We start from the raw sequence: 25,333 nt of genomic DNA on the forward strand, positions 1-25,333 counted from the left end.
TTCAGGCGATTGCGGGTTGGGCGGCGTGGGAGAGCGGACGCTCGCCCAGGAGTTTCGCGGCGTCGCGCGCTGCGGCGAGGTTGGTCATCGTTCGCCGGGCCATGGCGGGAGCGTCCGCCGGATGGTCCGTGCGGAAATGCGCGCCGCGACTTTCGCACCGGCGCCACGCAGAGGCCGCGACGAGCAGGGCCGTCGTTGCCATGTTGCGCAGCGCGAGGCTCGCTGCCCCGCGTTCGAGCGCTGCGAAGTGGCGCACGGCTTCGGCAAGCCCGCGACCGTCGCGGATGACGCCGACATGGAGGCTCATCATCGCCCGCAGCCGCGCCACGGCCGCAGCGTCCGGCGCGCCGCCGTGCGGTGTCAGCGATGCCTCGGAGAGGCGGACAGGCGAGGGGAGGTCGCGGCCGGCGATGTCCTCGGCGATGCGCGCGGCATAGACCACGGCCTCGAGCAGCGAGTTCGAGGCAAGCCGGTTGGCGCCATGCGCTCCGGTGGACGACACCTCGCCGCCGGCCCAGAGCCCGTCAATCGAGCTGCGACCATTCGCATCCACGGCGATGCCGCCCATATGATAGTGCTCGGCCGGCGCGATCGGGATGGCTTGCCGTGCGGGATCGATGCCGGCGGCGATGCAGCTTGCATAGACGGTCGGGAATTTGTCGGCGAAGCGTGCGCCCAGTGCCTGCCGCGCATCCAGGAAGGCGCCGCGTCCGGCCTCGATCTCGGCGAACACGCCGCGGGCCACGATGTCGCGCGGCGCGAGCTCCGCCAGCGGGTGGCGCGCCGCCATGAAGCGTTCGCCCCTGTCGTTGATCAGCGTCGCGCCTTCGCCACGCAGGGCTTCGGTCGCGAGCGGTGCCGGATCGCCTCCGGTCATGATGGCGGTCGGGTGGAACTGGACGAATTCGGGATCGGCGATCACGGCCCCCGCACGCGCGGCGATGGCAAGGCCGGAGCCAGAGGCCTCGCGCGGATTGGTGGTGACGGCATAGAGATGTCCGATGCCGCCGGTCGCCAGCACCACCGCGCGCGCGGCGAGCAGGAACGGCGTCGCCGAGGGATTGCCGGCCTCGCGAAGCTGAAGCCCGGTGACAGCATTGTCCGCGGTCAACAGCGCCTCGGCGATAAAACCCTCGACCATGCGGATCGACGGCGTGCGGCGCACGGCCTCGCTCAGCGCCGCGATGATTGCAGCTCCAGCGCCATCACCGCGCACATGCACGATGCGTCGCGCCGAATGCGCCGCCTCGCGCCCGACAGCGAGCTTGCCTTCGAGATCGCGATCGAACGGCACGCCGTAAGCGAGCAGGTCGTGGATGCGCGGTGCCGCATCGCGCGCGATGCCAAGCGCGACCGCTTCGTCGACGAGGCCGCCGCCGACGGCGATGGTGTCGGCAGCATGCGCTTCCGGCGTGTCGCCCTCGGCCACGGCCGCGGCGATGCCGCCTTGCGCCCATGCCGATGACGCGCCCTGTCCGAGCGGTGCCGCGGAGATCAGTGTTACCGGGCGCGGCGCAAGCTTCAGCGCACAAAAGAGCCCGGCAAGGCCGCCGCCGACGATGACGATGTCGGTGTCGCGGCTGAGGTTGTGGATGTTGTTTGTCATGACTCTCTCCATTCACTCCGCCGTCGTCCCTGCGAACGCAGGGACCCATACGCCGCGGCGGAAATTGTTTTGCGAAGCTGCTCAACGCTGTTCTTCGCCACACATCGTCCTGTGGTTATGGGTCCCTGCGTTCGCAGGGACGACAGCGGTGTGTGTTGTTACGGGTTGCCCTCAGTTCTTCAGATTGATCATCCGCTCGACCGACCGCCTCGCGCGATCGGCCAGCGCGGGATCGATCGTCACCTCCTCGCGGAGCGTGAGCAGGCTCTCCAGGATGTTGGCGAGCGTGATGCGCTTCATGTGCGGGCAGAGATTGCAGGGCCGCAGCATCTCGACGTCGGGCAGTTCGGCCCGCACATTGTCGGCCATCGAGCATTCCGTGATCATCACCAACCGCCGCGGCCGCCGTTCGCGCACCCAGTTGATCATGTGTGCAGTCGAGCCGGTGAAGTCGGCTTCCGCCAGCACGTCAGGCGGACATTCGGGATGCGCGATGATCTGCACGGAGGGATCGGCCTCGCGAAATTCGCGCAGCTCCGCGCCCGTAAAGCGTTCGTGCACCTCGCAGGCGCCTTTCCAGGCGATGATCTTCACGTCGGTCTTCGTGGCGACGTAACTCGCGAGATAGCGGTCGGGCAGGAAGATCACGCTTTCAGCGCCCAGGCTCTCGACCACCTGCACCGCGTTCGACGAGGTGCAGCAGATGTCGACCTCGGCCTTCACCTCCGCCGACGTATTGACGTAGGCGACCACGGGCACGCCCGGAAATTTTTCGCGGAGCAGGCGGACGTCGGCGCCGGTGATGCTGGCGGCGAGCGAGCAGCCGGCGCGCGAATCCGGGATCAGCACGGTCTTGTCCGGATTGAGCAGCTTCGAAGTCTCGGCCATGAAGTGCACGCCGCACTGGACGATGATGTCTGCTTTCACCTTGGTGGCTTCGATCGCGAGTTGCAGCGAGTCGCCGCCGATGTCGGCGACGCCGTGGAAGATCTCCGGCGCCTGGTAATTGTGCGCGAGGATGACCGCGCCGCGCGCACGTTTCAGCTCATTGATCGCGTTGATCGTCGGCGCCATCAGCGGCCACTCGATCGGCGGGATCACGTGCTTGAGGCGCTCGTAGACCGGGGCGGTGGCGCGCTCGACCTCTTCGGTCCATTCCAGCGAAGGCATCGGCAGCACCGATGCCGGCCGCAGCGGCACCGGCGCGCGTGGAGCGGGGATGTGGCCTTGCGGCCGGATGGCGAAGTCGTCGGGACCGTAGATTCCAGTGATCGGCATGAAAGCCTCCCTCGCATGTCAGTTATGCTCAATATGAGTATATATAGAGCCCGAGAAATCCGGCCAAAAGGCCGGGGCGGGTTTCGCCGAGCTTATATATGCTCAACTTGAGTAAATAGAAGATAACACGCCTGGGGCAAGGCCGCTAGGCCGTGCCGCACACATTCCCGTCAATTCCTCCTCGCGTCGTAGAAGGCCAGATTGAAACGCAATGCTCCGGCGGCAGCTCTTCATGGAATGCAATCGTTTTTGACTTGGGGTTTCCATGCAGATGCATTAAACGGGCTCACTCGCGGCTGCTCATTGCAGATTCCCGCCAACGACTGACGAGGAACACCATGTCGGCACAGATCGGCGAACTCGCTCCCGCCCCCCGTTCCGCCAATTGGCGTACCCCGGCCGTCATCATTCTCTGCGGCTGCGCCATCGGCATGCTCGGCTTCGGTCCGCGTTCGGCGCTGGGCTTCTTCGTGCAGCCGATGAGCCATGAATTCTCCTGGGGCCGCGATGTGTTCGGTCTCGCGATCGCCGTGCAGAATCTGTTGTGGGGTCTGGGTCAACCTTTCGCCGGCGCGGTCGCCGATCGCTTCGGCCTGTTCCGCGTGATGTGCGTCGGCGCGCTGCTCTATGCCGGCGGCCTCTTGCTGATGCGCTATTCCTCGACGCCGCTGTCGCTGAACATCGGTGCGGGCGTCATGGTCGGCTTCGGCCTTGCCGGCTGCTCGTTCAACCTAGTGCTGTCGGCGTTCACCAAACTGCTTCCGGCCGAGAAGCGCGGTCTTGCTCTCGGCGCCGGCACCGCGGCAGGCTCGTTCGGACAATTCCTGTTCGCGCCGATCGGCGTTGCCCTGATCGACAATTTCGGCTGGCAGCAGGCGCTCTCGGTGTTCGGCTTCCTGATGCTGCTGATCATCCCGCTGGCGCTGGCGCTCTCGACGCCGCCGGTCGCGCATGCGGCGAACGCTGCGCCGGCGGACGAGCAGACCTTCACCAGGGCGCTTGCCGAAGCCTTCGGCCACCGCTCCTACGTGCTGCTGGTGCTCGGCTTTTTCACCTGCGGATTCCAGCTCGCCTTCATTACCGTGCATCTGCCGGCCTTCCTGGTCGATCGCGGCATCTCCGCGCAAACCGGAGGCTGGGTGATCGCGGCGATCGGCCTGTTCAACATCATCGGCTCGCTCAGCGTCGGCTATCTCCAGAACAGCGTGCCCAAGCGCTATATCCTCTCCGTCATCTATTTCACGCGCGCGCTCGCGACGCTCGCCTTCATCTCGTTCCCGATCACGCCGTTCTCTGCGATCGCGTTCGGTGCGGTCTCCGGCCTGACCTGGCTGTCCACGGTGCCGCCGACTTCGGCGCTGGTGGCGCTGATGTTCGGCACGCGCTGGCTTGCCACGCTTTATGGCTTCGCCTTCGTCAGCCATCAGGTCGGCGGTTTCCTCGGCGTCTGGCTCGGGGGCTTCGTGTTCGAGAAGTTCGGTTCCTATACGCCGATCTGGTGGCTCTCGATCCTGTTCGGCGTGCTCTCGGCGCTGATCAACCTTCCGATCGTGGAGAAACCGGTGGCCCGGGCGGTTGCGCAGCCGGCCTGATCGGCTAAACAATCCCGACAAACAAGTCAGGGAGTTCAGTCGTGGCCACATTCAAGGCGATCCGGATCGACAAGGCGGACAAGGGCACCACCGCCGCGCTGACGCAGTTCGACGAAGCCGAGCTGATGGAAGGCGACGTCACCGTCCGCGTGGAATGGTCGACGCTGAACTACAAGGATGGCCTTGCGCTCACCGGCAAGGCGCCGGTGGTGCGCCGCTTCCCGATGATCGCAGGCATCGATTTCGCCGGCACGGTCGAGGCATCCTCGCATCCTCAATGGAAAGCCGGCGACAAGGTCGTCTGCACCGGCTGGGGTATGGGCGAGACCCATCTCGGCGCCTATGCAGAGAAGGCCCGGGTGAAGGGCGACTGGCTGGTGGCATTGCCGCAAGGGCTCTCGGCGCGCGACGCCATGGCGATCGGCACCGCCGGCTTCACGGCGATGCTGTCGGTGCTGGCGCTGGAGAAGCACGGCCTGTCGCCGAAGAGCGGCCCGGTGGTGGTGACCGGCGCTGCCGGCGGCGTCGGCTCGGTTGCGACCGCCGTGCTCTCGAAGCTCGGCTACCACGTCATCGCCTCGACCGGCCGCGCCGCTGAGGCCGACTATCTCAAGCACATCGGCGCCGCCGAAATCATCGACCGCAACGAATTGTCGGGGGCGGCGAAGCCGATCGCCAAGGAGCGCTGGGCGGGCGGCGTGGACAGCGTCGGCTCCACGACGCTGGCGAATCTCCTGTCCATGACGAAGTACGGCGGCGCGATCGCGGCCTGCGGCCTGGCGGCCGGCATGGACCTGCCGTCTTCTGTCGCACCCTTCATTTTGCGCGGGGTGTGCCTTCTCGGCATCGATTCCGTGATGTGCCCAATCGAGCCGCGCAAAGCCGCCTGGCAGCGTCTGGCCTCCGATCTGGATCGGGCAAAACTATCTGAAATTACTCATGAAATTTCGCTGGACGAGGTGCCCCAATGGGGCGCGAAAATCCTGGCCGGCGAGGTCCGCGGTCGAATCGTGGTAAAAATTGTTTAACCGCGTTCAGACTTTACCAACCAAGCTGCTTCAATGTCGCCTTGGTTAGTATGGTAAGCAGCGGGTAAAGAGATAAGGCATCGCCCGCTGCGGGGGTTAGTTCGGAGTTGAGCATGCTTGCGCGTATTGTGTTGGGGGCTGTCGCGGCGGCGGCGACGATTGCGCCGGCCATTGCCGGAGGCATGAACGCCGACGAGGCGCGTCGCTTCGTGGCCGGCAAAGTGTTTGCCTTCACCTGTTTCGACGGCACCCGTGGTGCGGGCCGCATCCTCGACGATCTCGGCGCCGCCGGTGCGGTGCAGTTCTCGGGCGCAGGCCCCGTCAAGCATCTCCGGCTCCCCGGCAATACGCTCCAGATCCGCGGCCAGAACGTCTGCGCCTCGATCAAAGGCATTCCGTTCGAGCCTTGTTTCAACCTGGAAAAGACCGACGATCGCAGCTTCCGCGGTTCGGTCTCCGGCATGGGCTTCGCCTATTGCGACTTCCATCACCAGGGCGGCAATCAGATGCTGATGGCGCGCGCCGCGGCGCGGCCGCGCTCGCTGCACAGGGCCGAGCACACCGGTTCGGTCACCCCGGCCAACACCGAAGTCGCCGCGCGCGTGGAGACGCCGCGCGTCGAGAGCAGCCGGCTCGAGCCGGTGAAGTCGGAGATCAAGTCGGAGCCTGCCAGGAACGAGGGCCCACTGGAGCTGCGCCGCTCGACCCAGTGAGACGGTCGCGCGGGACGGTCCGCGCACTTTGTCGTTGAAGACCTCCATCGAACACGAAGCCGCCGCGCCGTAGTCATACGGACGGCGGCTTTCATGCGTTGGTAGCTGTTCGCGCTCCAGTTTGCGTACGGCCGGGGGGCGCGGCCCGATAAAAGGGTTCAACGATGTCGCTGTACTTCTTCCGCATCAGTACCGGTCGCTATTCCGGTGCTGCCGACCAGCCGTACGAATTCGAGGATCGCACAGCCGCCTGGACCGAGATGACCGAGGTCTGTGCCAATTTGCTTGGCGGCATCGCACGCAGCTTGAAGCCCAACGCCGAGTGGTGCATGGAGCTGCTCGACGAGAACAAGAAGCCGGTGTTTCGCATCAGCCTGCTCGGCGAGAGCATACCCTGACGATCGTGGACGGCACCGCGTTAACGGTGCCGATGCGTGCGAATTCGCGAACTAAACTTCATTGCACGCAAAAGCTGCGAGAACGCAGAAGGTTAGACAGCTTTTCAGTATTTCTACCTAGCTCACCCGTGGCCCTGCTTAACGTTAATGAGGTACCTCGCGGTTAGCGTTCCCGGGTTAAGCACGCGCTTCGTCGCGGCAAATGCGTACCTCCGGGGATACTTCGATGATGTTCATTCAGAACCTGCGAATTGGCACCAAGCTCGCCGTCACGTCCGCGCTGACCATCGGGCTCGTCGCGCTCATGATCTTCCTGCAGATGAGCGGAAATGCCGATGTCCAGAAGCTCGGCAATGCCGCGTCGGGACAGCAGGCGATCGCGCAAAATGCCGCTGAAGCGAAGGCATCAGTCCGGGGCATGCAGATCGGCATTCGCGATATTCTGACGTCCGCCTCGCTGGCCGACATGCAGAAGGCAGCCACCTACTTCAACGACCGGCAGACCGCTGCCACGAAGTTTGCGAACGAAATGGCGAAGCTCTCGCGCTCGCCCGAAAACCGCAAGCGGATCGACCGCCTGACCACGCTGGTCGGCGAATTCGGCAAGGGCCAGCAGCAGATCGCGGCCATTCGCAAGCAGGAGCTCGCGCTGGAAGGGAAAAGGGACGCGGAAGCGGCGGAGCAGTTCGCCAAGCTTGCGAGTGAGATCGATCGCATTCGCAAAGGAACGCTCGCGCCGATCAACGAAGAAATTTCCGAGCTGGCAAACCAGATCACCGATTTCGCCAAGCAGAAGAGCGTCGAGGCGCGCGCGGAAGCGGAAGCCGAGGCCGAGTCGGTGGCCCGGACGTCGATGATCACAGGCGCGCTGGTCGCGTTCGTCCTGATCGGCACGTGCATCTTCTCCGTCTTCAGCATTGCGCGGCCCATGCGCGCGCTGACCTCGGCGATGGAGAAGCTCGCCGGCGGCGACTTCTCGGTGGTGCTCCCGGGCCTCGGCCGCAAGGACGAGGTCGGCGAGGTCGCGGGCGCCGTGGAGAAATTCAAGGTCGTGTCCGAGCAGAAGGCGCGCGAGGAAGCGGAAGCCAAGGTGCGGCAGGATGCGGTCGCGGCCGAGCAGCGCAAGGTCGAGATGCACAAGCTCGCGGACACGTTCGAGTCCGCGGTCGGCGAGATCGTCGGCACGGTGTCTTCGGCCTCGACCGAGCTCGAAGCTTCCGCGACCACGCTGACCTCGACCGCCGAGCACACGCAGGAGCTCACCGCATTGGTCGCGGCAGCGTCGGAAGAAGCCTCCACCAATGTGCAGTCGGTGGCTTCGGCGACCGAGGAACTGTCGTCCTCGATCAACGAGATCAGCCGGCAGGTGCAGGAATCCGCCCGCGTCGCGAGCGAGGCGGTCGGCCAGGCCCGAACCACGACCGACCGCGTCGGTGAATTGTCGAAGGCGGCGGCGCGGATCGGCGACGTGGTCGAGCTCATCAACACCATCGCCGGCCAGACCAATCTCCTGGCGCTCAACGCGACTATCGAGGCCGCGCGCGCCGGCGAGGCGGGCCGCGGCTTTGCCGTGGTCGCCTCCGAGGTCAAGGCGCTCGCGGAACAGACGGCGAAGGCGACCGGCGAGATCGGCCAGCAGATCGCCAGCATCCAGACCGCGACCGAGCATTCGGTCGGCGCCATCAAGGACATCAGCGACACCATCGAGAAGCTGTCGGAGATCTCATCGACCATCGCCGCGGCCGTCGAAGAGCAGGGCGCGGCGACGCAGGAAATCTCCCGCAACGTGCAGCAGGCGTCGAAAGGCACGCAGCAGGTGTCCTCGAACATCACGGACGTGCAGCAGGGTGCGAGCGAGACCGGCTCGGCGTCTTCGCAGGTGCTGGCGGCTGCGCAATCGCTGTCCGGCGACAGCAACCGCCTCAAGCTCGAGGTCGGCAAGTTTCTCGGCACCGTGCGCGCCGCCTGACGGCGACGTCTCTCGATAGACAATCTGCAACCGTCGCGCGTGACTGCGCGGCGGCTGCGCGCTCTCGTAGTTCTTCGCTGCGATTTTCGTGCGCGCAGGATTAACGTTCCGGAAAACCGATGCGGTCATGATTGCCGCAATTTCCCGGGTGCTGAGTCGCCCATTGCGTATTGCGTCTCAATCGTTGGAGCGGGTTCATGAGCGGCATTTCCATTCGCCTCACGCACAAGGTCATGGCGATCGGACTGTTCGGTCTCATCGGGCTCGTTGCCTTCGGCTCGATCTACCAGATCGGCAGCCTCTCCCAGGACGCGTCTCGCGATGCCGCCGACAGCGCGCGCAGGATGTCCGATCTGAACCAGCGGGTCTCGCAGCAAATGCTCGAAGCGCGCCGGGCCGAGAAGGATTTCCAGCTCCGCCGTGACCAGTCCTACGCGAAGCATCACGCCGAGCTCGCCTCCGACATCGTCCGCAACCTCGACGGCCTCGGCGGCGCAGCGCGTGCGGCGGGATACGCGACGATTGGCGAGAAGGCGTCGCAGGCCCGCACCGGGTTCAAGAAATACGTGACCGAGTTTGCGGCCGTCGAGAAGGCCGAGGTCAAGCTCGGCTTGAACGAGACCCTCGGCCTGTCGGGCTCGCTGCGCGCGGCGGTCCATGACATCGAGACCAAGCTCAAGGAGGTCGACGACCCCAGGCTCACCAGCGGAATGCTGATGATGCGTCGTCACGAGAAGGACTTCATGCTGCGACGGGACCAGAAATACGTGGAGGCTCTCAAGAAGACCGCCGCGGAGTTCTCCAAGCTGGTGGACGCGTCGACGATTCCCGCGGCGATCAAGACGGATATCGGCAGTAAGCTCACCAAATATGAGGGCGACTTCTCGGCCTGGGCGGCCGGCGCGCAGGACCTCACCGCGCACGGCTCGGCGATGTCCAAGGAGTTTCGGGTGATCGAACCAGTCCTCGAAGAGATCGAGAAGAGCGTTGCTCAGCGCTACGATGCGGCGCAGGCCGCCGAAGCGTCGACGCGAGCCTCGATCAAGCTGTGGATGTGGGTCGCGCTGGGATGCTCGATCCTGCTGGTCGGAAGCGTGTCCTTCTTCATCGGCCGCTCGATCTCGTCCGCGCTGATCGCCATGGTGCGGTCGATGACTGGCCTCGCAAACGGCGATACCTCCGTCGTGATCCCCGGCGTCGGCCGCAAGGACGAGATCGGCGAGATGGCCGGCGCGGTCGCGGTCTTCAAGACCAACATGGCTGAAGCCGAACGGTTGCGCGCCGAGCAGGCCGAGGCGGAGGCGCGCCTCCGCCAGCAGCGCAAGATAGACATGCAGCGGCTCGCCGACGGCTTCGAAGGCGCGGTCGGCGAGATCATCGAGACCGTGTCGTCGGCGGCGACCGAGCTGGAAGCGTCCTCCAACACGCTGACGCACGCGGCCGAGCGGGGTAACAGCCTCGCCACGGCCGTGGCCGCGGCTTCCGAAGAAGCCTCCGCGAACGTGCAGTCGGTGTCGTCCGCGAGCGAGGAGCTGACCTCTTCGGTCTCCGAGATCAGCCGCCAGGTGCAGGAATCCGCCCGCGTCGCCGATGTCGCTGTCGGGCAGGCGCAGCGTACCAATTCGCGTGTCGCGGAGTTGACGAAGGCCGCCTCCCGCATCGGCGACGTCGTCGATCTGATCAACACCATCGCTGCGCAGACCAACCTGCTGGCGCTCAACGCGACCATCGAGGCGGCACGGGCGGGCGAGGCGGGCAAGGGCTTCGCCGTCGTCGCGACCGAAGTGAAGGCGCTGGCTGAGCAGACCGCGAAGGCCACCGGCGAGATCAGCCAGCACATCGACGCGATCCAGACCGCGACAGAGGATTCGGTCGGCGCGATCAAGGAAATCGGCGACACCATCGCGCGCATGTCGGAGATCTCCTCGACCATCGCCGCGGCGGTGGAAGAGCAGGGCGCCGCCACGCAGGAGATTTCACGCAACATCCAGCACGCCGCGCAGGGCACCTCCGACGTCTCCGCGAATATCGGCGACGTCCAGCGCGGCGCGGGCGAGACCGGCGCTGCCTCGGCGCAGGTGCATTCGGCGGCCCAATCGCTGTCGCAGGAGAGCAACCGGCTGAAGAGCGAGGTCTCGCGCTTCCTGGAGACGGTGCGGGCGGCCTGATCGGCCGGCCGGCCGGTCCGGCGCGCCAGGTGGCCGGTGCGCTGATGTGGCAACGCACCATGCCGGCCCCGCGGTAACGGATTGTTGCGAATCATATAACGGCGCCGCTGCCGAATTCCGTAGTTCAACGTAGCGTCCTGTTAACGCCTGTTTGCAACTATGAGCGCAATCTTACGGGATAAGAACCAGCCAGCATTGTTGGAATGACCCCGCCCTGTCGTCCGTCGTGACGATTGCGGCGCAGGTGATTTGTGCGTTTTGGGTTTCATCGGGATTTGTGTGATGTCGAAGTTGTCGATCGTCTTCAAGCTGCTGACCGTGCTGTCGGTCCTCGTGCTCTCGCTCGCCGGTGTCGGCGTCACGGCGATCGGCACGATGCAGAACATCAACTCTCACACCGTCGAGATCGCCGAGAGCTGGCTGCCGAGCGTGCGTGCGCTGGGCTCCATGCGCGCCGACATCAACGAGCTGCGCGTCGCGCTTCGCCTGCATCTGATGCAGGACACGGCCGAGGGCAAGGAAGCCGCCGAGAAGCGCCTCGCCTCGCTGCAGGCGCGCATCGACCAGACCCGCAAGGTCTACGAGCCGCTGATCACCTCGGCCGAGGAACGTTCGCTCTATGGGCAGTGGACCAAGGCCTGGGCCGACTATCTGACCGGCGTGCAGGACGTGATGGCGCTGTCGCGCAAGAGCGTCGGCAAGTTCCCGGCCGACGCCAATGAGATGCTGCAGACCAAGGTCGCCAAGATGGCGCAGGCGGCCGATCCGCTGCTCCAGAAGGGCATCGAGATGAATAACAGCGGCGCCGAGCTGGAGACCAAACAGGCGGCCGACAGCTATGCCATGATCTTCCGCGTGCTGGTCGGCATCATCGTCCTCTCGGTCGTGATCGCGATCGCCGCAGCCTATTATCTCGTGCGCGACGTGTCGCGCGGCATCGCCTCGATCATCAAGCCGATGCAGTCGCTCGGCGAAGGCGACCTCTCGGCCGACGTGCCGCATCGCGGCGAGAAGACCGAGATCGGCTCGATGGCGGATGCGTTGCAGATCTTCAAGGAAGCGCTGATCGCCAAGCGGGCGGCGGACGAGGCGGCCCGGCTCGATGCCGAAGCCAAGATCGAGCGCGGCCGCCGCGTCGATGCCATCACCACCAAGTTCGAAGCCATGATCGGCGAAGTGGTTGGTACCGTCTCCTCGGCCTCGACCGAGCTCGAGGCGTCGGCCTCGACGCTGACCGGCACCGCGCAGCGCGGCCAGGAACTCGCGACCGTGGTCGCGGCGGCGTCCGAGGAAGCCTCCACCAACGTGCAGGCAGTCGCCTCCGCATCCGAAGAACTGTCGTCCTCCATCACCGAGATCAGCCGCCGCGTGCAGGATTCGGCGCGGATGGCGGCGGAAGCCGTCGAGCAGGCCGCGCGGACCAACGAACGCGTCAACGCGCTGTCGCAGGCTGCCTCCCGCATCGGCGACGTCGTCGAGCTCATCAACACCATCGCGGGCCAGACCAATCTGCTGGCGCTGAACGCCACCATCGAGGCGGCGCGCGCGGGCGAAGCCGGCCGCGGCTTCGCGGTCGTCGCCTCCGAAGTCAAGGCGCTGGCCGAGCAGACCGCGAAGGCGACCGGCGAGATCGGCGCGCAAGTGTCGGGCATCCAGGCCGCGACGCAGGAATCCGTCAGCGCCATCCAGGAGATCGGCGGCACCATCGAGCGGCTGTCCGAAGTGTCCGCGGCGATTGCCGCTGCCGTCGAAGAGCAGGGTGCGGCCACGCAGGAGATTTCGCGCAACGTCCAGCAGGCCTCGGTCGGCACGCAGGAGGTTTCGGCGAACATCACTGACGTTCAGCGCGGTGCGATCGAGACGGGCGAAGCCTCCGTCGAGGTGCTGTCGGCGGCGAAATCGCTGGCGACCGACAGCACGCGTCTGAAGGTCGAGGTCGCGCAGTTCCTGGAATCGGTCCGCGCGGCCTGATCTTCAACTTCCCGATTGCGGAGCCGGCGGCGGCGCGACCTGCCGCCGGAACAGGATGCGCTGGTACAGCCAGCCGATCGCGACCAGCACGATGCCGAGCCCCATGAACGACAGCGCCCGGTAGACGCCGGTCAGCGTCGACATGTCGATGACGAAGGCCTTGAGGATCGTCAGGGCGATGACGGCGGCCGACGCCAGCCGTGCGCGCTCGGAGTTGACGAGAATGCCGACCCCCAGCAACACCACGCCGAAGCCGAGCCAGCCGATCGAATAGGTGTATTGCTCGGCGCCGGTCGTCGGCCCGGTCGAGAGGATCGGGCCGTGATAGAAGCGGCGGATCTCCAGCGTGACATAGGCCAGCGCGAACACGAGCGCGCCGCCGGCGATGGTGTTGGCGTAGGCCTTGCCGCGCGATCCGGCCACCGCGTAGGACAATAACAGCATCAGCACGGCCGGCAGCGCATAGCCGAGCAGCAGCAGGTTGAACACCGCGCCGCCGACGTCGATCCGCCAGATCAGCGGGTTTTCCAGGATCAGGAGGCCGCCAACGCTGACGAGCCCGCCGATCGCGGTGAGGATGACGGCGCCGACATCGTGCACGACGCTGTGGCTGCGCAGCCGCAAGCGTTCCAACCCGATGGCCATCGAGAGCGTGACGCAGACCTGCAGCGCGAACTCCAGCAGCGAGGGCGGCGAGATCATGTCGCCACCGGTGGCAAAGTGCCGGATCTCCGTGAACGCAAGCAGTGCAGTGAACAGGATCGCGGCGGTTTCGACCATGCGCAGCGGCGGATCGTCGGCGCGGCGGCGCAGGAACAGGCTCGCGGCCCAGAACGATGCCGCCGGAAGGCCATAGCCCCAGAGCAGCCAGTTGAAGATCGGTGTGGTGCCGACGGCGTCGCCGACGATGCGCGGATCGTAGGCGATGCGCGCGGTGACGAGGCCGGCGAAGATCGCGGCGAGCCAGCGCAGGAACGGGATCGGCCGCTGCAGCGAGATCCAGGCGGTGCCGAGCGACATCAGCGCCAGTGCGATCGTCAGCCAGCCCTTCTCCAGCGCGAAGGTCAACGCCAGCGCCAGCGCACCAAGCGTGCCGGTTGCGAACAGGGCGGCGGAGATCATGGTGCCCGGCCGGGTCTCGCGGCGCGTCAGCGCCTCGGTCGCCGCGCCGAAGGCTGCTGCGAGCAGCACCGCGAGGATAGCGAACGGGATCGAGCGGTCGAGATGGGCGATCCGCGCGTAGAGCGCGACCAGGATTGCGATCGGCGTCGCAACGCCCGCGACCGACCACACCACGGGGATGATCGCCGAGTTCGACCGGCCCTGTGCGAGGAAGCCGGCGATGCCGAAGCCGGCGGCGAAGATCGCGGCCGTCACCAGATGCAGCGTGACGGAGCTGTCGGTCGCGGTGGGGCCGATGCCCGCGATGGGGCCGCCGGGCAGCACCAGCATGTCGGGGTTGGCGCGTACCGCCCATTCGGCGAACACGATGAAGACCGTCGCCGCGGCCGCGCCGATCGCGCCGGTGGCGGCGGACGTGCGCCAGGCGACGAACAGGGTGCCGCCGACGAGAAGCGCGAACGTGACCAGCGCCAGATCGGCATGCGCGCTCGACAGCACGATCAGCATCGCGCCGAACAGATAGGCACCGAGCGCGCCCGAGGAGATCGGCTCGATCTCGCCGTCCTCGATCGCAGGTCCGAACATGAAGCCGCAGACGACGAGGAGCGCGGCCAGCACGAAGCCCGCGATGACATGGAAGGCGTGCGGCGCGACCTGCACCTGCTCGGTGTCGAGACCCGGGAAGAGCCAGAGCACCGCGAAGGCGATCGTGGTGACCGCAAGCCAGCGCCACAGCCGGATACGGGCAAGGCCAAAGCTCGCGGCGGTGACGACGGCAAGATAAATGTAGAGCGCCCAATAGTCCGGTTTGCCGCTGGAGACGAGAAGCGGCGTCACGAAGGCGCCGACCACGCCGAGGCCGGCAAGCGCCGGGCCGTGCAGCAGCGCGGCAGCGAGCGTGCACATCGCCACGATGCCGAGCAGCACGAAGGCCGTGGCGGGCACCAGGAAGCCGTAGAGCGCGTAGGCGGCGTAGATGGTGGCGAACGCCACCGCCGTTCCCGCCGCGGTGAGAATCGCGGGGATGTTGGCGATCGGCAGCGCCGCGATGTTGGAGATGCTCTCCTTGCGCCGTGTCCATTCGCCGGCCGCCAGCAGCGCCGCTGCGAACAGGCCGCCCAGGAACACGCGCACGCCGGGGCCGAGCAGGCCGGCCTCGATCGAGTAGCGCACCATGAAGAAGCCGCCGAGCGCGAGCGCAAGGCCGCCGATCCACACCACCCAGCGGGTGCCGAGCCGCTCCTCAAAGCCGGGTTCTCGGCTATCAGGCGCGCGCGCGGGCAGCGGCGGCGGCGGAGCATCGGCCTGCGGGCCGCTTGCGAGCGGGGGCGGCGAAAGCGCTGCAGTGACGGGCGGCGGCATGGCCGCTTCGGCGTCGGCCTCAGGGGCGAGCGGCGGGGGCTCGGCGGCTGCAGCCGTCGCGGGCGCTTCGACTTGCGTCTGTACGGGCAATGGCGGAGGCGGTTGCACCGGCCGCAGCGCGTAGAACCTCTCTTCGAGCGCGTTGAACTTCCGACGCAGCTCGGCTGCCTGGCTGGAGGCCTTGATGGCGATCAGGATGGCGATGATCGCGATGATCAGCGCAAAGACGTCGAACGGGCCGTCGAACATGTAGCCTCCAGGTGATCGGCGGGCAGGGACCGATCACGCAAGTCTTGAGTTAGCGCCGGGAGCGTACGCGCAACCCCGGAGCGGGCCGCTCCTGGAGCACGTCGCGGCGGAAGCGGTAAAGCGCCGCCGGCCGTCCGCCCGTCTGTGTCGACATCACCCCGGTCGGTTCGACCAGGGCTTCCGTTTCGACCAGGCGGCGGAAATTTTGCTTGTGCAGGTGCCGGCCGGAGATCGCCTCCACCGTATGCTGCAGTTCTGTGAGTGTGAATTCGGGCGGCAAAAGTTCAAACACCACAGGACGATACTTGAGTTTTGCGCGGAGCCGGGCGATCGCCGTGGCGAGAATCCGGCGGTGGTCGAACCGCATTGAGGTCCCGAGCGGAGGCAGCGTCTCGCGCCCCAATGCCGCAGGGCGGCCGTCGCGCCGCGCTTCCTCGACCAGCCCGGCCTCGTACAAGAGCTCGTAGCGGTCGAGCACGCGCTCCTCGTCCCAGGCAGCCCCGTCGAGGCCGAAATAGAACCGCACGCGATCCTTGCGCGGCAGCGCGCGCGTGCTCTCCGGCGTCTCCTCCGCGGCCCATTCGGTCAGCGCAGGAATGATGTCGCGGGCGATGATCGCCGGCGGTTGCTCGCGCCAGTCTTCCCAGGGGAGGAAGTGATACCATGGCGCGAAGCTCGCCGCGTTGGCTGCGAGCTCGCCGTCCACCGCGCGCGTCAGGGCGAGATAACCGATCGACACCATATGCGCCCCGGTGTCGCCGGCCTCGGCATGGCGGCCGCGATCGCCGAACGTGTAGAGCTGCTCGACATAGCCGAGCCGCAAGCCCGCCTGCTCCTCGACCCAGGCGCGCAGGCCGATCTCGAAGGTGCGGTGCGCGAGCGCGTCGAACGGGCCGGACGGCAGGCCGGCCAGCCCGTCACCGCCGCGTGCGGTGAGGATCAGCGGCTCGTGCCCCTCGATCGCGACGATCGCCGCGGTCAGGCCGATCTCGATCGGGGTCAGCAGCGTCTCGCTCATGCGACTGACATCGCAGCTGTCATTCGAGCTCGATCACGAAGGGGCGGCCCTCGACCATCATCGCGCCCGGGCCGATCTCGTCGAGCGCGCGCAGCATGCGGCCGTTGCGGCCGAGGGCGCGGTCGGCGAGGCCGACGATGCGCCGGTTCGGCGAGGCGATCGGCGAGGCCGCGCGGATCTTCCTGGCGATCTCGATCTCGTCGCGATTGGGATTGAGGGCGCAGACCGCGGCAAACGCGCTCGCGGTGGAGCGGCTGATGCCGGCATAGCAATGCACCACCAGCGGCGCAGCTTGGTCCCAGCCGCGCACGAAATTCAGCACCTGATCGATATGCGTCTCGGACGGCGCGACAAACCCGTCCATCTCCTCGGTGATGTCGTCCATCGACACCTTGAGATGATTGGCCGGCAGCACGGAGACCGGCCGCGCCACCTGCTCGACATTGGCCATCACGGTCAGCACGTGGCTGGCCCTGGTGAGGCGGACGGTTTCGGGAAGCGCGGCGAGGGAGCAGACGTGGATCATGGCGGACCTTTTTGCCGGCGATTATAGCGAGCGCTTGTAGGGTGGGCAAAGGCGCAAAGCGCGATCTCGCAATTGCGCGCACCTCGCCGGTTTGGTGGGCACGCTTCCGCCGTCGCTCTCCGAGCTATGGCGGACAAGTCGCTTTGCCCACCCTACGAAGGGATGATGTCTACGCAAACAGCGCGCCGAACCGCTCCAGAAACTGCTTCTCGGCCCGCGCCGCGGTCCAGGGCGTGAGGTAATCGCGGCGGACGCTGTCGGCGAGGCCGGGATCCTTGCCGAACAGGCGCTTGGCCTCGGCCGCGCTGAAGCCGGCAAGCTCGGTCGCCTCCAGATAGGCCGCGCCGCGGTCGGCGGCCTTGATCGCCTGCGTGATCTCCTCCGGCAGCACCGGCGGCAGGCCGAAGCGGATGTGGATGGCGCCGAGCAGGCGCATCTCCACCGCCTTGTAATTGCCGGCGAGCACGGCCTTGAAAGGCGAGATCATGTCGCCGATGACATATTCCGGCGCATCGTGCAGCAGTGCGGCGAGCCGCATGCGCTGGTCGACATTCGGCATCTCGTGCCGCAGCACGGTCTCCACCAGCAGCGTGTGCTGCGCGACGGAGAAGATATGCGCGCCGGTGGTCTGCCCGTTCCAGCGCGCCACGCGCGCCAGCCCATGCGCGATGTCCGCTATTTCGACATCGAGCGGAGAGGGATCGAGCAGATCGAGCCGCCGGCCCGACAGCATGCGCTGCCAGGCGCGGGTGTCCGCGCCGCCTGCCGTTTTCTTCGCGCTCATTTGGCCTTGAGGCGCGGCTTGCGCTGCGTCTTGCCGCAGCTGGCGTGGCAATGGCAGTCGACCAGATGGTCGTTGACCATGCCGGTCGCCTCCATGAAGGCGTAGACGATGGTCGGGCCGACGAACTTGAAGCCGCGCGAGGACAGGTCCTTGGAGATCTGCGCCGACAGGGGCGTCGAGGCCGGAACGCTCGCCGTGGTCTTGAAGTGGTTGACCTTAGGCTTGCCGTCCATGAAGTCCCACAGCAGCTTCGAGAAGCCCGGGCCCTTCTCCATGATGTCGAGATAGGACTTCGCGCTGAGGATCGCGCCGTCGATCTTGGCCTTGTTGCGCACGATGCCGGCATCGTTCATCAGCGCGTGCACCTTCTTGTCGGTGTAGCGCGCGATCTTCTCCGGCTGGAAATCGTCGAAGGCTTTGCGGAAATTGTCGCGCTTGCGCAGGATCGTGATCCAGGACAGGCCGGCCTGGAAACCGTCGAGGATCAGCTTCTCGTACAGCGCGCGGTCGTCATATTCCGGCACGCCCCATTCGGTGTCGTGATAGGCGACATAGAGCGGATCTTCGCCCGGCCAGGGGCAGCGGGTTTTTCCGTCGGGATGCAGGCGGGGAGCGCGGCTCATGTGGTGGGCTGCTTCAGGGGGATACGGACGACGTCGGGGTCTGCCAGCTTCAGCGCGAGGCCGCCGGCGGTGAGCGGCTCGCCGGCATCGAGCGCGTCGGCGACGCGGTCGATGCGCACCAGGGCAATGCCCTTGCCGCCCGAGGTCGAGCCGATGGTGCCGACCGGCTTGTCGCCGGCGAGAATGGTCGCGCCGGCTTCGGGCGAGGGGCCGTCGAGCAGCACCTTCACGCTGCGGGTGCGCGCGGTGCCGCGATGCTGCATGCGCGAGACCACCTCCTGGCCGACATAGCAGCCCTTGTCGAAATCGACGCCGGCGAGGCGGTCCATGTTGGTCTCGTGCGGGAAGGCATCGCTGTACATGAAGTCGAGCCCGCCGCGCGGCACGCCGAGCGCGATGCGGTGCGCTTCGTATTCGGCGGCGTCGACCAGCTCGGCACCGATGAGATCGGACAGCTTCTGCTTGAGATCCTCCGGGATCAGGATGCGGGTGCCGAGCCCTTCGTTGCGCGGGTCAACGAAGGCAAGGTCCGGCTGCGCCGCAGGCTGGCCGTCCCAGGCCGCGAGCACGCCCAGATCGAGGCTTTCCACGGTGACCTTGGCGCGCAGCTTGTAGAATTTCAGCTTGGTGGCGAGGCTGTCCGCCAGCGCCTTCGGGCAGTCGATCAGGAACCCGCCGCCGTGGCCCGCAGGCACCTCGGTGATCAGGAAATCCACGATGATCTTGCCCTGCGGCGTCAGCAGCGCGCCGAATCGCCCCAGCCCCGGCTTCAGCCTGTCGACATCGGTCGTGACCAGGCCGTTGAGGAAGTTGCGCGCATCCTCGCCCGCGACCTTGATGACGCCCCGGGCGGGAAGAAACGCTGATTTCATGCGAAAATCTCTTGCGACATGTTGCTCCGGAACGTAAGCCCGCAAGCGAAGAACGACAAGACCTCGAGCCCTGCGCTTGGGGATGAGAGAGGCCCTCAGCCATGACCCAGCGCTTCGATGTGATCCTCAAGAACGGCACCGTCGTCAACCAGGACGGCGAGAATGTTCGCGATATCGGCATCACGGGCGGCCGCATCGCCGAGCTGGGTCCTTTGTCGCAGGCCTCCGCCGCCGAGGTCATCGACTGCAAGGGTCTGCACATCCTGCCCGGCGTGATGGACACGCAGGTGCACTTCCGCGAGCCCGGGCTGGAGCAGAAGGAAGACCTCGAGACCGGTTCGCGCAGCGCCGTGATGGGCGGCGTCACCGCCGTGTTCGAGATGCCGAACACCTCGCCGCTCACGGTGACGGAGGCGACCTTCTCCGACAAGATCAAGCGCGCCCATCATCGCATGCATTGCGATTTCGCCTTCTTTATCGGCGGCACCCGCGAGAACGTGCAGGATCTGCCGGTGCTGGAGCGCGCGCCGGGCTGCGCGGGCGTCAAGGTGTTCATCGGCTCGTCCACCGGCGCGCTACTGGTGGAGGACGACGAGAGCCTGCGCCGCATCTTCCAGGTGATCCGCCGCCGCGCCGCGTTCCACGCCGAGGACGAATATCGCCTCAACGATCGCAAATCGCTGCGCATCGAGGGCGACGCGCGCTCGCATCCGGTGTGGCGCGACGAGACCGCGGCGCTGATGGCGACGCAGCGCCTCGTCAAGCTCGCGCACGAGACCGGCAAGCGCATCCATGTGCTGCACATCTCGACCAAGGAAGAGATCGAGTTCCTGCGCGACCACAAGGATGTCGCCTCCTGCGAAGCGACGCCGCACCATCTCACCCTGGTCGCGCCCGAGTGCTACGAGCGGCTTGGTACGCTGGCGCAGATGAACCCGCCGGTGCGCGGTGCCGATCACCGCGCCGGCATCTGGCGCGGCATCGAGCAGGGCATCATCGACGTGCTCGGCTCCGACCATGCCCCGCATACGCTGGAAGAGAAGCAGAAGACCTACCCGGCCTCGCCCTCGGGCATGACCGGCGTGCAGACGCTGGTGCCGCTGATGCTCGATCACGTCAACGCGGGGCGCCTGTCGCTCGCCCGCTTCGTCGACCTCACCAGCGCCGGCCCCGCGCGACTCTACAACATGGCCTGCAAGGGCCGCATCGCCGCCGGCTACGACGCCGATTTCACCATCGTCGATCTCAAGCGCAGCGAAACCATCACCAACAAATGGGTGGCGTCGAAAGCCGGCTGGACGCCCTATGATGGCGTGCGCGTCACCGGCTGGCCCGTCGGCACCTTCATCCGCGGCCGCCGCGTGATGTGGCAGGGCGAGCTGGTCACGCCCGCTCAGGGCGAGGCGGTGCAATTTCTGGAGACGCTGAAGCAGTAGGTTGCTTCTGTCGGGGGACGAACCTACCATCCCCGTCATTGCGAGCGCAGCGAAGCAATCCAGAATCTCTCCGTGGCGGCAGCCTGGATTGCTTCGTCGCAAGAGCTCCTCGCAATGACGAGGGGAGAGGCCTACATTCCCTCTCGAACGGGAGAGTAGTCCAATGTCCCAACCAGCCGCCCTCATCACCACCGAGCAGCTCGCCGCCATCCTCGGCGATCCCAATCTCCGCCTCTACGACTGCACGACGTATAACGAGCCCGTCCCGCCCGGCAGCGACGTGCCGTACCGCGCCGTGCCCGGCGACAAGACGTTCGCGGCCGGCCACATTCCCGGCGCGGATTTTCTCGATCTGCAAGGCGAATTCTCCGACGTCTCCGCGCAGCAGTTCTTCATGATGCCCGGTGTGGCCCAGCTGGAGGCTGCTTTCGGCCGCCACGGCCTCGATGCGGGCAAGATCGTGGTGCTCTACAGCATCGGCACCATGATGTGGTCGACGCGGTTCTGGTGGATGCTGCGCTCCCTCGGCGTCGAGGCCCGTGTGCTCGACGGCGGTCTCGACAAATGGAAGGAAGAGGCGCGGCCGACCGAGACGGGCGCACCGAAGGGTTATCCGGCCACGACCTTCAAGGCTTCGCCGCGCGCCGGCTTCTTCGTGGACAAGGCCGCCGTGCAGGCACGCATCGGCGATCCCTCGACCGTGATCGTGAACGCGCTCGCCCCGCAGTTTCACAGGGGGCTCGAGCCGAGCCGCTACGGCCGGCCCGGCCGCGTTCCCGGCAGCGTCAACGTCCCCGCGGCCACGCTCACCAATGCCGACAAGACGCTGACGAGCCTCGCCGACGCCGAAGCCAAATTCGCTTCGGCTGGTGTCACGCGCGACAAGCATGTCATCCTCTATTGCGGCGGCGGTATCTCGGCGACGATCGACCTCCTGATGCTGACCCAGCTCGGCTACGACAAGCTGACCCTCTACGACGCCTCGATGGGCGAATGGGCGAGGGACCCGGCCCTGCCGATCGAGACGGATTAGAGAGCAGCTCTTGCCCTTTCAGTGAGGTGATCGTGCCTGCACCTGCACAGAAGGTCGTCATGCCCGGGCTTGTCCCGGGCATCCACGTTCTCAGTGCCCCGGGCAAAGACGTGGATGGCCGGGACAAGCCCGGCCATGACGGTAAGATCAGGACCAGAAATCCCGGAACCTTTCCCCGGCGCCTGCATCCAATGTCCGGAGCCAAAGGAGACGAGGTGACCGCCATGCCAGGGACCGCAGCCGGCCTGTCCGCCGGTGTCAGCAGGTCGGAATCCGAGCTGATCGACCGTGCGCGGCGCCGGGACGAGGCCGCGCTCCGCGAGATCATGCAGGCCAACAACCGCCGGCTCTATCGCCTCGCGCGCGGGATCCTGCGCAGCGACAGCGAGGCCGAGGACGTGGTGCAGGAAACCTATGTCCGTGCCTTCACCCATCTCGACGGCTTTCTCGGTGCGTCGGCGCTGTCGACCTGGTTGTCGCGCATCGCCATCAACGAGGCGCTCGGACGTGCCCGCGGCCGGAAGCCGCAGGTCGAGCTGGGATCTCTGCCGGAGGCAGCGCTCGAAGCGCAGATCATTCAGTTTCCCCTCTCGTCCGCCGCAACCGATCCGGAAAAATCCATGGCTCAACGCGAGATCCAGCGCGTCGTCGAACACGCGGTCGATGAATTGCCCGACACTTTCCGCATGGTCTTCATCGCGCGCGTGATGGAGGGGATGAGCATGGAGGAGACGGCCGAGCTGCTCGGCATCAAGCCCGAGACCGTGAAGACGCGGCTGCACCGTGCGCGCGCCCTCTTGCGCGAGAACGTCGAGAAGAAGATCGGTCCCGTCGTGATGGATGCATTTCCGTTCGCGGGCTGGCGCTGCGAGCGCCTAACCGAAGCGGTGCTGAAGCGGCTGGGCGTCGGCGGCTGAAATTTATCGGGAACGTTCGCGACAAAATTCCATCCAACTCCCGTGAAGCAACGCCGGCCAAAGTCCGGCAGCACAGGAGTGTCAGACCATGTTTCTCCGTTGGAGCGCGGCAGCGGCCGCAGCCATTCTGTTGTCCAGCCCCGTGCTGCTGCAAAGCGCACGCGCAGCCGACAAGCCGAGCGATCCGCAGATCGCCCATATCGCCTATACTGCTGGCGTCATCGACATCAACGCGGCCAAGCAGGCGCAGAAGAAGGCGACGAGCAAGGACGTGAAGGCGTTTGCCGAGGACATGCTGCGCGACCACGAGGCCGTCAACAGCCAAGCGCTCGCGCTGGTCAAGAAGCTCAACGTCACCCCTGAGGACAACGACACCAGCAAGGCGCTGTCGAAGCAGGCGAGCGACAAGCTGGCCGAGCTCGACAAGCTGAGCGGCGCTGCGTTCGACAAGGCCTATGTCGCCAACGAGGTCGCCTACCACAAGGCTGTCAACGGCGCGCTGGAAACTCAGCTCATTCCCTCCGCCGGCAATGCCGAGCTGAAAAGCCTGCTGCAGACCGGCCTGAAGATCTTCCAGGGCCATCAGCAGCACGCGGAGCACGTCGCGGCCGAGCTGAAGTAGGGAGTGTGCGATGATGTCGGGGCGACCGTTCTCGCTTGCTGTCGCGCTTCTCTGCGCGGCGATGGTCGTCCCGGCGCAGGCCGCGACGATCGAGATCACGATGGAGAACCTCGAGATCTCGCCGGCCGAGATATCGGCCAAGGTCGGCGACAGCATCGTGTGGATCAACAAGGACGTCTTCGCCCACACCGCCACGGCGAAGACCGGCGATTTCGACGTGACATTGCCGCCGAAAAAATCGGCGATTTCGGTGCTGAAGAAGGCGGGAACGATCGACTATTACTGCCGCTATCATCCCAACATGAAAGCGACGCTCAAGGTCGAGCCATGAGGGCAGGGAGCGCATTCCCGAGGCTTGCGGGAACATGTCCCGACGGCCGCGAGACTAATGCTTGGCCGCCGAAAGCAGCGGTCGTGCGATAAACGCGGCAGACTTTGCGAGACGTTTCGCCAGATCCGCTTCGCAGGGTCATTCATCCGTTGACTGGCCCCGCCCGCGTGGCGGGGTCATTTTCGGTAGGGCTTACTGCCTGCAGATGTCGACCGAGAATTCACCGTTGCGGATGCGGCCGGGAAAGCCCTCGACGAACTTGGCGACCGCGTCCTCGCCATAGGTGCCGACGAGCTCGGCGAAGGCGGCAAACAGGCTCGCCTGCGCCAGGCAGTCGCCGTCGACGCCGTCATGGCGCGCCTCGGCCCAGGCTTCGTTGAGATAGCTCAGTGCGGCTTGCTTCTGCTCGTGATCGGGCAGCGGCGCGCGGGCGGGGGCGTAGGAAATCGGCTGGCTCATGAAACTCGATCGGGGCTGGGGCGCGATCCACGGCGATGCGCTGTGCGCGAAGGTGTAGCACGCACATTAACGACCGCTAGGCCACATCTTTAAGAACGGTTAACGGCTGTGTACAAAGTCGATGACAGGTTCCCGATGCGCGTGCGCGCGCGACCCGAACGCTCTCATTCCGGGGCGCGCCGAAGCGCGAGCCCGGAATCCATCAGGCCGCGAAGACGCTGGATGAATGGATTCCGGGCTCGCGCTGCGCGCGCCCCGGAATGACCGTGAGAGATTTTCAGTTCGCGTAGCGCGCCGTCAGATCGCGCGAGATCTTCGAGCCTTCCTCGATATACCGCCGGATCGCGACCGTCGCGGCGGGCGTACAGCTCCGATAGGTCTGCTGGAAGCCGTTATAGCCGCGGTTGAAGCCGGCGATCATGCGGGTGCGGCGCTCGCCCGAGGGGGTTTCGGCATCGATCAGCGCCTGCATCTCGGTCCGCCATTTGTTGCCCTCGTTGGATCCGCAGATGCCGCGCAGATAGTGCAGGCCGCCGAGGATCTCGGCCAGGCGCTGCAAATCGGCGTCAAACGGCGCCGCCACGTCCTGAGCCCTCGCGGGCCCCGAGGCGCAGGCGAGGATCAAGGCAAAAATGGCCAGAAATCGCGTCGACATCGGCGGGGTGTATGCCCCCTTGGGCCCGTTGGCGCAAGATGACGTGAGGGATGTATCGAACGCGCCCACAGCGTCATGGCCGGGCTTGTCCCGGCCATCCACGTCTTGCCGGACCGCACGGAGAACGTGGATGCCCGGGACAAGCCCGGGCATGACGAATTCCGGTCAAGCCCCAACCAGCCGCGCGGCCGACTGAATCACCTCTTCCAGCCCCCCGGTCAGCTTGAGGTCGCCGAGGCTCGACAGGGCGTCGGGCGCGATCCAGCGGTAATCGTCGAGCTCGTCGTTCAGGACGGGCTCCAGGGCCGCCCAGCGGGCCGCAAAGGACATGATCAGATAATGGCCGGCTCCGGGCGCGGCCGGCAGCACCTCGCGCCAGCCGGCAAGGCCGACGATGTCGATCCTGAGCCCGGTCTCCTCGTCCACTTCGCGGCTCAGGGCCTGGTGCAGCGATTCGCCGAATTCGACCCGGCCGCCGGGGAGCGAATAGAAGCCCTTGGCGGGAGAACGGGCGCGGCGGGTCAGCAGCACCTTGCCGTCGCGGAAAATCGCGGCGCTGACGGCGAGCTGGGGATGGGTGGGCTGGACGACCGAGGCCATT

At 66.3% G+C, this 25,333-nt stretch carries 23 protein-coding genes; 12 read left to right on the top strand and 11 right to left on the bottom strand.

The window, feature by feature from the left end; all coding sequences use genetic code 11:
* Position 1: 1 nt before the first annotated feature.
* Positions 2-1,606, bottom strand: a complete 1,605-nt coding sequence (locus QRQ56_RS17055) for an L-aspartate oxidase (protein ID WP_438741693.1) — start codon at positions 1,604-1,606, stop codon at positions 2-4.
* A gap of 171 nt (positions 1,607-1,777) precedes the next feature.
* Entirely contained in the window at positions 1,778-2,884 is a 1,107-nt protein-coding gene (gene nadA, locus QRQ56_RS17060; RefSeq protein ID WP_438741694.1) for a quinolinate synthase NadA, read from the bottom strand.
* Between the two features lie 338 nt (positions 2,885-3,222).
* Between nadA and QRQ56_RS17065 the strand changes: the two genes are divergently transcribed.
* The 7 genes from QRQ56_RS17065 to QRQ56_RS17095 all read left to right on the top strand — a co-directional run bounded on the left by QRQ56_RS17065 (position 3,223) and on the right by QRQ56_RS17095 (position 12,723).
* Positions 3,223-4,476 carry an MFS transporter gene (locus tag QRQ56_RS17065; protein WP_438741695.1) on the top strand — a complete coding sequence of 418 codons (1,254 nt, stop codon included), beginning with the start codon at positions 3,223-3,225 and terminating at the stop codon, positions 4,474-4,476.
* 41 nt (positions 4,477-4,517) lie between these two features.
* The gene (gene acuI / locus QRQ56_RS17070; RefSeq protein WP_438741696.1) at positions 4,518-5,504 is read left to right on the top strand and encodes an acrylyl-CoA reductase (NADPH); all 987 of its coding nucleotides are present in this window, start codon (positions 4,518-4,520) and stop codon (positions 5,502-5,504) included.
* Between the two features lie 113 nt (positions 5,505-5,617).
* Positions 5,618-6,217: a hypothetical protein gene (locus tag QRQ56_RS17075; RefSeq protein WP_438741698.1), complete on the top strand. Its 600-nt coding sequence runs from the start codon at positions 5,618-5,620 to the stop codon at positions 6,215-6,217.
* A gap of 164 nt (positions 6,218-6,381) precedes the next feature.
* The gene (locus QRQ56_RS17080) at positions 6,382-6,615 is read left to right on the top strand and encodes a DUF6894 family protein (protein ID WP_438741699.1); all 234 of its coding nucleotides are present in this window, start codon (positions 6,382-6,384) and stop codon (positions 6,613-6,615) included.
* A 226-nt stretch (positions 6,616-6,841) separates the two neighbouring features.
* Entirely contained in the window at positions 6,842-8,584 is a 1,743-nt protein-coding gene (locus QRQ56_RS17085; RefSeq protein WP_438741701.1) for a methyl-accepting chemotaxis protein, read from the top strand.
* Positions 8,585-8,781: 197 nt separating this feature from the next.
* The gene (locus QRQ56_RS17090; RefSeq protein ID WP_438741702.1) at positions 8,782-10,752 is read left to right on the top strand and encodes a methyl-accepting chemotaxis protein; all 1,971 of its coding nucleotides are present in this window, start codon (positions 8,782-8,784) and stop codon (positions 10,750-10,752) included.
* A gap of 282 nt (positions 10,753-11,034) precedes the next feature.
* Complete coding sequence (locus QRQ56_RS17095; RefSeq protein WP_438741703.1) at positions 11,035-12,723, top strand: methyl-accepting chemotaxis protein; 1,689 nt, start codon at positions 11,035-11,037, stop codon at positions 12,721-12,723.
* A gap of 3 nt (positions 12,724-12,726) precedes the next feature.
* On the opposite strand, the gene QRQ56_RS17100 is transcribed toward QRQ56_RS17095, so the two are convergent.
* From QRQ56_RS17100 to ygfZ, 6 genes are all read right to left on the bottom strand, one after another.
* Positions 12,727-15,456: a DUF2339 domain-containing protein gene (locus QRQ56_RS17100; protein ID WP_438741704.1), complete on the bottom strand. Its 2,730-nt coding sequence runs from the start codon at positions 15,454-15,456 to the stop codon at positions 12,727-12,729.
* Positions 15,457-15,505: 49 nt separating this feature from the next.
* Positions 15,506-16,474: an NUDIX hydrolase gene (locus QRQ56_RS17105; protein ID WP_438741705.1), complete on the bottom strand. Its 969-nt coding sequence runs from the start codon at positions 16,472-16,474 to the stop codon at positions 15,506-15,508.
* Positions 16,475-16,493: 19 nt separating this feature from the next.
* The gene (locus QRQ56_RS17110; RefSeq protein WP_438741707.1) at positions 16,494-17,000 is read right to left on the bottom strand and encodes a tyrosine phosphatase family protein; all 507 of its coding nucleotides are present in this window, start codon (positions 16,998-17,000) and stop codon (positions 16,494-16,496) included.
* A gap of 169 nt (positions 17,001-17,169) precedes the next feature.
* Positions 17,170-17,784, bottom strand: coding sequence for a YfbR-like 5'-deoxynucleotidase (locus tag QRQ56_RS17115; RefSeq protein WP_438741708.1), 615 nt, complete (start codon positions 17,782-17,784; stop codon positions 17,170-17,172).
* The gene (locus QRQ56_RS17120; RefSeq protein WP_438741710.1) at positions 17,781-18,407 is read right to left on the bottom strand and encodes a DNA-3-methyladenine glycosylase I; all 627 of its coding nucleotides are present in this window, start codon (positions 18,405-18,407) and stop codon (positions 17,781-17,783) included. Before QRQ56_RS17120 ends, QRQ56_RS17115 begins: the two co-directional genes overlap by 4 nt.
* On the bottom strand, positions 18,404-19,279 hold the full coding sequence (gene ygfZ, locus QRQ56_RS17125; protein ID WP_438741711.1) for a CAF17-like 4Fe-4S cluster assembly/insertion protein YgfZ: 876 nt from the start codon (positions 19,277-19,279) through the stop codon (positions 18,404-18,406). Before ygfZ ends, QRQ56_RS17120 begins: the two co-directional genes overlap by 4 nt.
* Before the next feature lie 101 nt (positions 19,280-19,380).
* On the opposite strand from ygfZ, the gene QRQ56_RS17130 reads away from it, so the two are divergent.
* The 5 genes from QRQ56_RS17130 (at position 19,381) to QRQ56_RS17150 (ending at position 23,618) form a co-directional block, all read left to right on the top strand.
* The gene (locus QRQ56_RS17130; RefSeq protein ID WP_438741712.1) at positions 19,381-20,715 is read left to right on the top strand and encodes a dihydroorotase; all 1,335 of its coding nucleotides are present in this window, start codon (positions 19,381-19,383) and stop codon (positions 20,713-20,715) included.
* A 163-nt stretch (positions 20,716-20,878) separates the two neighbouring features.
* Positions 20,879-21,748 (top strand): sulfurtransferase, encoded by an 870-nt coding sequence (locus tag QRQ56_RS17135; protein ID WP_438741713.1) that lies wholly within the window; start codon positions 20,879-20,881, stop codon positions 21,746-21,748.
* 224 nt (positions 21,749-21,972) lie between these two features.
* Entirely contained in the window at positions 21,973-22,665 is a 693-nt protein-coding gene (locus QRQ56_RS17140; RefSeq protein ID WP_438741714.1) for an RNA polymerase sigma factor, read from the top strand.
* An 88-nt stretch (positions 22,666-22,753) separates the two neighbouring features.
* Positions 22,754-23,287: a DUF4142 domain-containing protein gene (locus tag QRQ56_RS17145; protein WP_438741715.1), complete on the top strand. Its 534-nt coding sequence runs from the start codon at positions 22,754-22,756 to the stop codon at positions 23,285-23,287.
* Positions 23,288-23,297: 10 nt separating this feature from the next.
* Positions 23,298-23,618: a cupredoxin domain-containing protein gene (locus QRQ56_RS17150; protein ID WP_438741717.1), complete on the top strand. Its 321-nt coding sequence runs from the start codon at positions 23,298-23,300 to the stop codon at positions 23,616-23,618.
* A gap of 192 nt (positions 23,619-23,810) precedes the next feature.
* Here the strand turns inward: QRQ56_RS17150 and QRQ56_RS17155 are convergent, their stop codons facing one another.
* The 3 genes from QRQ56_RS17155 to QRQ56_RS17165 all read right to left on the bottom strand — a co-directional run bounded on the left by QRQ56_RS17155 (position 23,811) and on the right by QRQ56_RS17165 (position 25,332).
* Positions 23,811-24,077, bottom strand: coding sequence for a hypothetical protein (locus QRQ56_RS17155; RefSeq protein ID WP_028134933.1), 267 nt, complete (start codon positions 24,075-24,077; stop codon positions 23,811-23,813).
* A gap of 277 nt (positions 24,078-24,354) precedes the next feature.
* Positions 24,355-24,732 carry a TIGR02301 family protein gene (locus tag QRQ56_RS17160; protein ID WP_438742331.1) on the bottom strand — a complete coding sequence of 126 codons (378 nt, stop codon included), beginning with the start codon at positions 24,730-24,732 and terminating at the stop codon, positions 24,355-24,357.
* A gap of 165 nt (positions 24,733-24,897) precedes the next feature.
* Positions 24,898-25,332, bottom strand: coding sequence for an NUDIX hydrolase (locus QRQ56_RS17165; protein ID WP_438741718.1), 435 nt, complete (start codon positions 25,330-25,332; stop codon positions 24,898-24,900).
* Between the last annotated feature and the right edge of the window lies 1 nt (position 25,333).

The sequence above is a fragment of the Bradyrhizobium sp. U531 genome (assembly GCF_051710265.1).
Lineage (GTDB): Bacteria > Pseudomonadota > Alphaproteobacteria > Rhizobiales > Xanthobacteraceae > Bradyrhizobium.

Bases quoted from the DNA above. Each gene is read 5' to 3' on its own strand.
- QRQ56_RS17055 (WP_438741693.1), bottom strand. From the start codon at position 1,606: ATGACAAACAACATCCACAACCTCAGCCGCGACACCGACATCGTCATC.
- nadA (WP_438741694.1), bottom strand. From the start codon at position 2,884: ATGCCGATCACTGGAATCTACGGTCCCGACGACTTCGCCATCCGGCCG.
- QRQ56_RS17065 (WP_438741695.1), top strand. From the start codon at position 3,223: ATGTCGGCACAGATCGGCGAACTCGCTCCCGCCCCCCGTTCCGCCAAT.
- QRQ56_RS17075 (WP_438741698.1), top strand. From the start codon at position 5,618: ATGCTTGCGCGTATTGTGTTGGGGGCTGTCGCGGCGGCGGCGACGATT.
- QRQ56_RS17080 (WP_438741699.1), top strand. From the start codon at position 6,382: ATGTCGCTGTACTTCTTCCGCATCAGTACCGGTCGCTATTCCGGTGCT.
- QRQ56_RS17085 (WP_438741701.1), top strand. From the start codon at position 6,842: ATGATGTTCATTCAGAACCTGCGAATTGGCACCAAGCTCGCCGTCACG.
- QRQ56_RS17090 (WP_438741702.1), top strand. From the start codon at position 8,782: ATGAGCGGCATTTCCATTCGCCTCACGCACAAGGTCATGGCGATCGGA.
- QRQ56_RS17095 (WP_438741703.1), top strand. From the start codon at position 11,035: ATGTCGAAGTTGTCGATCGTCTTCAAGCTGCTGACCGTGCTGTCGGTC.
- QRQ56_RS17100 (WP_438741704.1), bottom strand. From the start codon at position 15,456: ATGTTCGACGGCCCGTTCGACGTCTTTGCGCTGATCATCGCGATCATC.
- QRQ56_RS17105 (WP_438741705.1), bottom strand. From the start codon at position 16,474: ATGAGCGAGACGCTGCTGACCCCGATCGAGATCGGCCTGACCGCGGCG.
- QRQ56_RS17110 (WP_438741707.1), bottom strand. From the start codon at position 17,000: ATGATCCACGTCTGCTCCCTCGCCGCGCTTCCCGAAACCGTCCGCCTC.
- QRQ56_RS17115 (WP_438741708.1), bottom strand. From the start codon at position 17,784: ATGAGCGCGAAGAAAACGGCAGGCGGCGCGGACACCCGCGCCTGGCAG.
- QRQ56_RS17120 (WP_438741710.1), bottom strand. From the start codon at position 18,407: ATGAGCCGCGCTCCCCGCCTGCATCCCGACGGAAAAACCCGCTGCCCC.
- ygfZ (WP_438741711.1), bottom strand. From the start codon at position 19,279: ATGAAATCAGCGTTTCTTCCCGCCCGGGGCGTCATCAAGGTCGCGGGC.
- QRQ56_RS17130 (WP_438741712.1), top strand. From the start codon at position 19,381: ATGACCCAGCGCTTCGATGTGATCCTCAAGAACGGCACCGTCGTCAAC.
- QRQ56_RS17135 (WP_438741713.1), top strand. From the start codon at position 20,879: ATGTCCCAACCAGCCGCCCTCATCACCACCGAGCAGCTCGCCGCCATC.
- QRQ56_RS17140 (WP_438741714.1), top strand. From the start codon at position 21,973: ATGCCAGGGACCGCAGCCGGCCTGTCCGCCGGTGTCAGCAGGTCGGAA.
- QRQ56_RS17145 (WP_438741715.1), top strand. From the start codon at position 22,754: ATGTTTCTCCGTTGGAGCGCGGCAGCGGCCGCAGCCATTCTGTTGTCC.
- QRQ56_RS17150 (WP_438741717.1), top strand. From the start codon at position 23,298: ATGATGTCGGGGCGACCGTTCTCGCTTGCTGTCGCGCTTCTCTGCGCG.
- QRQ56_RS17155 (WP_028134933.1), bottom strand. From the start codon at position 24,077: ATGAGCCAGCCGATTTCCTACGCCCCCGCCCGCGCGCCGCTGCCCGAT.
- QRQ56_RS17160 (WP_438742331.1), bottom strand. From the start codon at position 24,732: ATGTCGACGCGATTTCTGGCCATTTTTGCCTTGATCCTCGCCTGCGCC.
- QRQ56_RS17165 (WP_438741718.1), bottom strand. From the start codon at position 25,332: ATGGCCTCGGTCGTCCAGCCCACCCATCCCCAGCTCGCCGTCAGCGCC.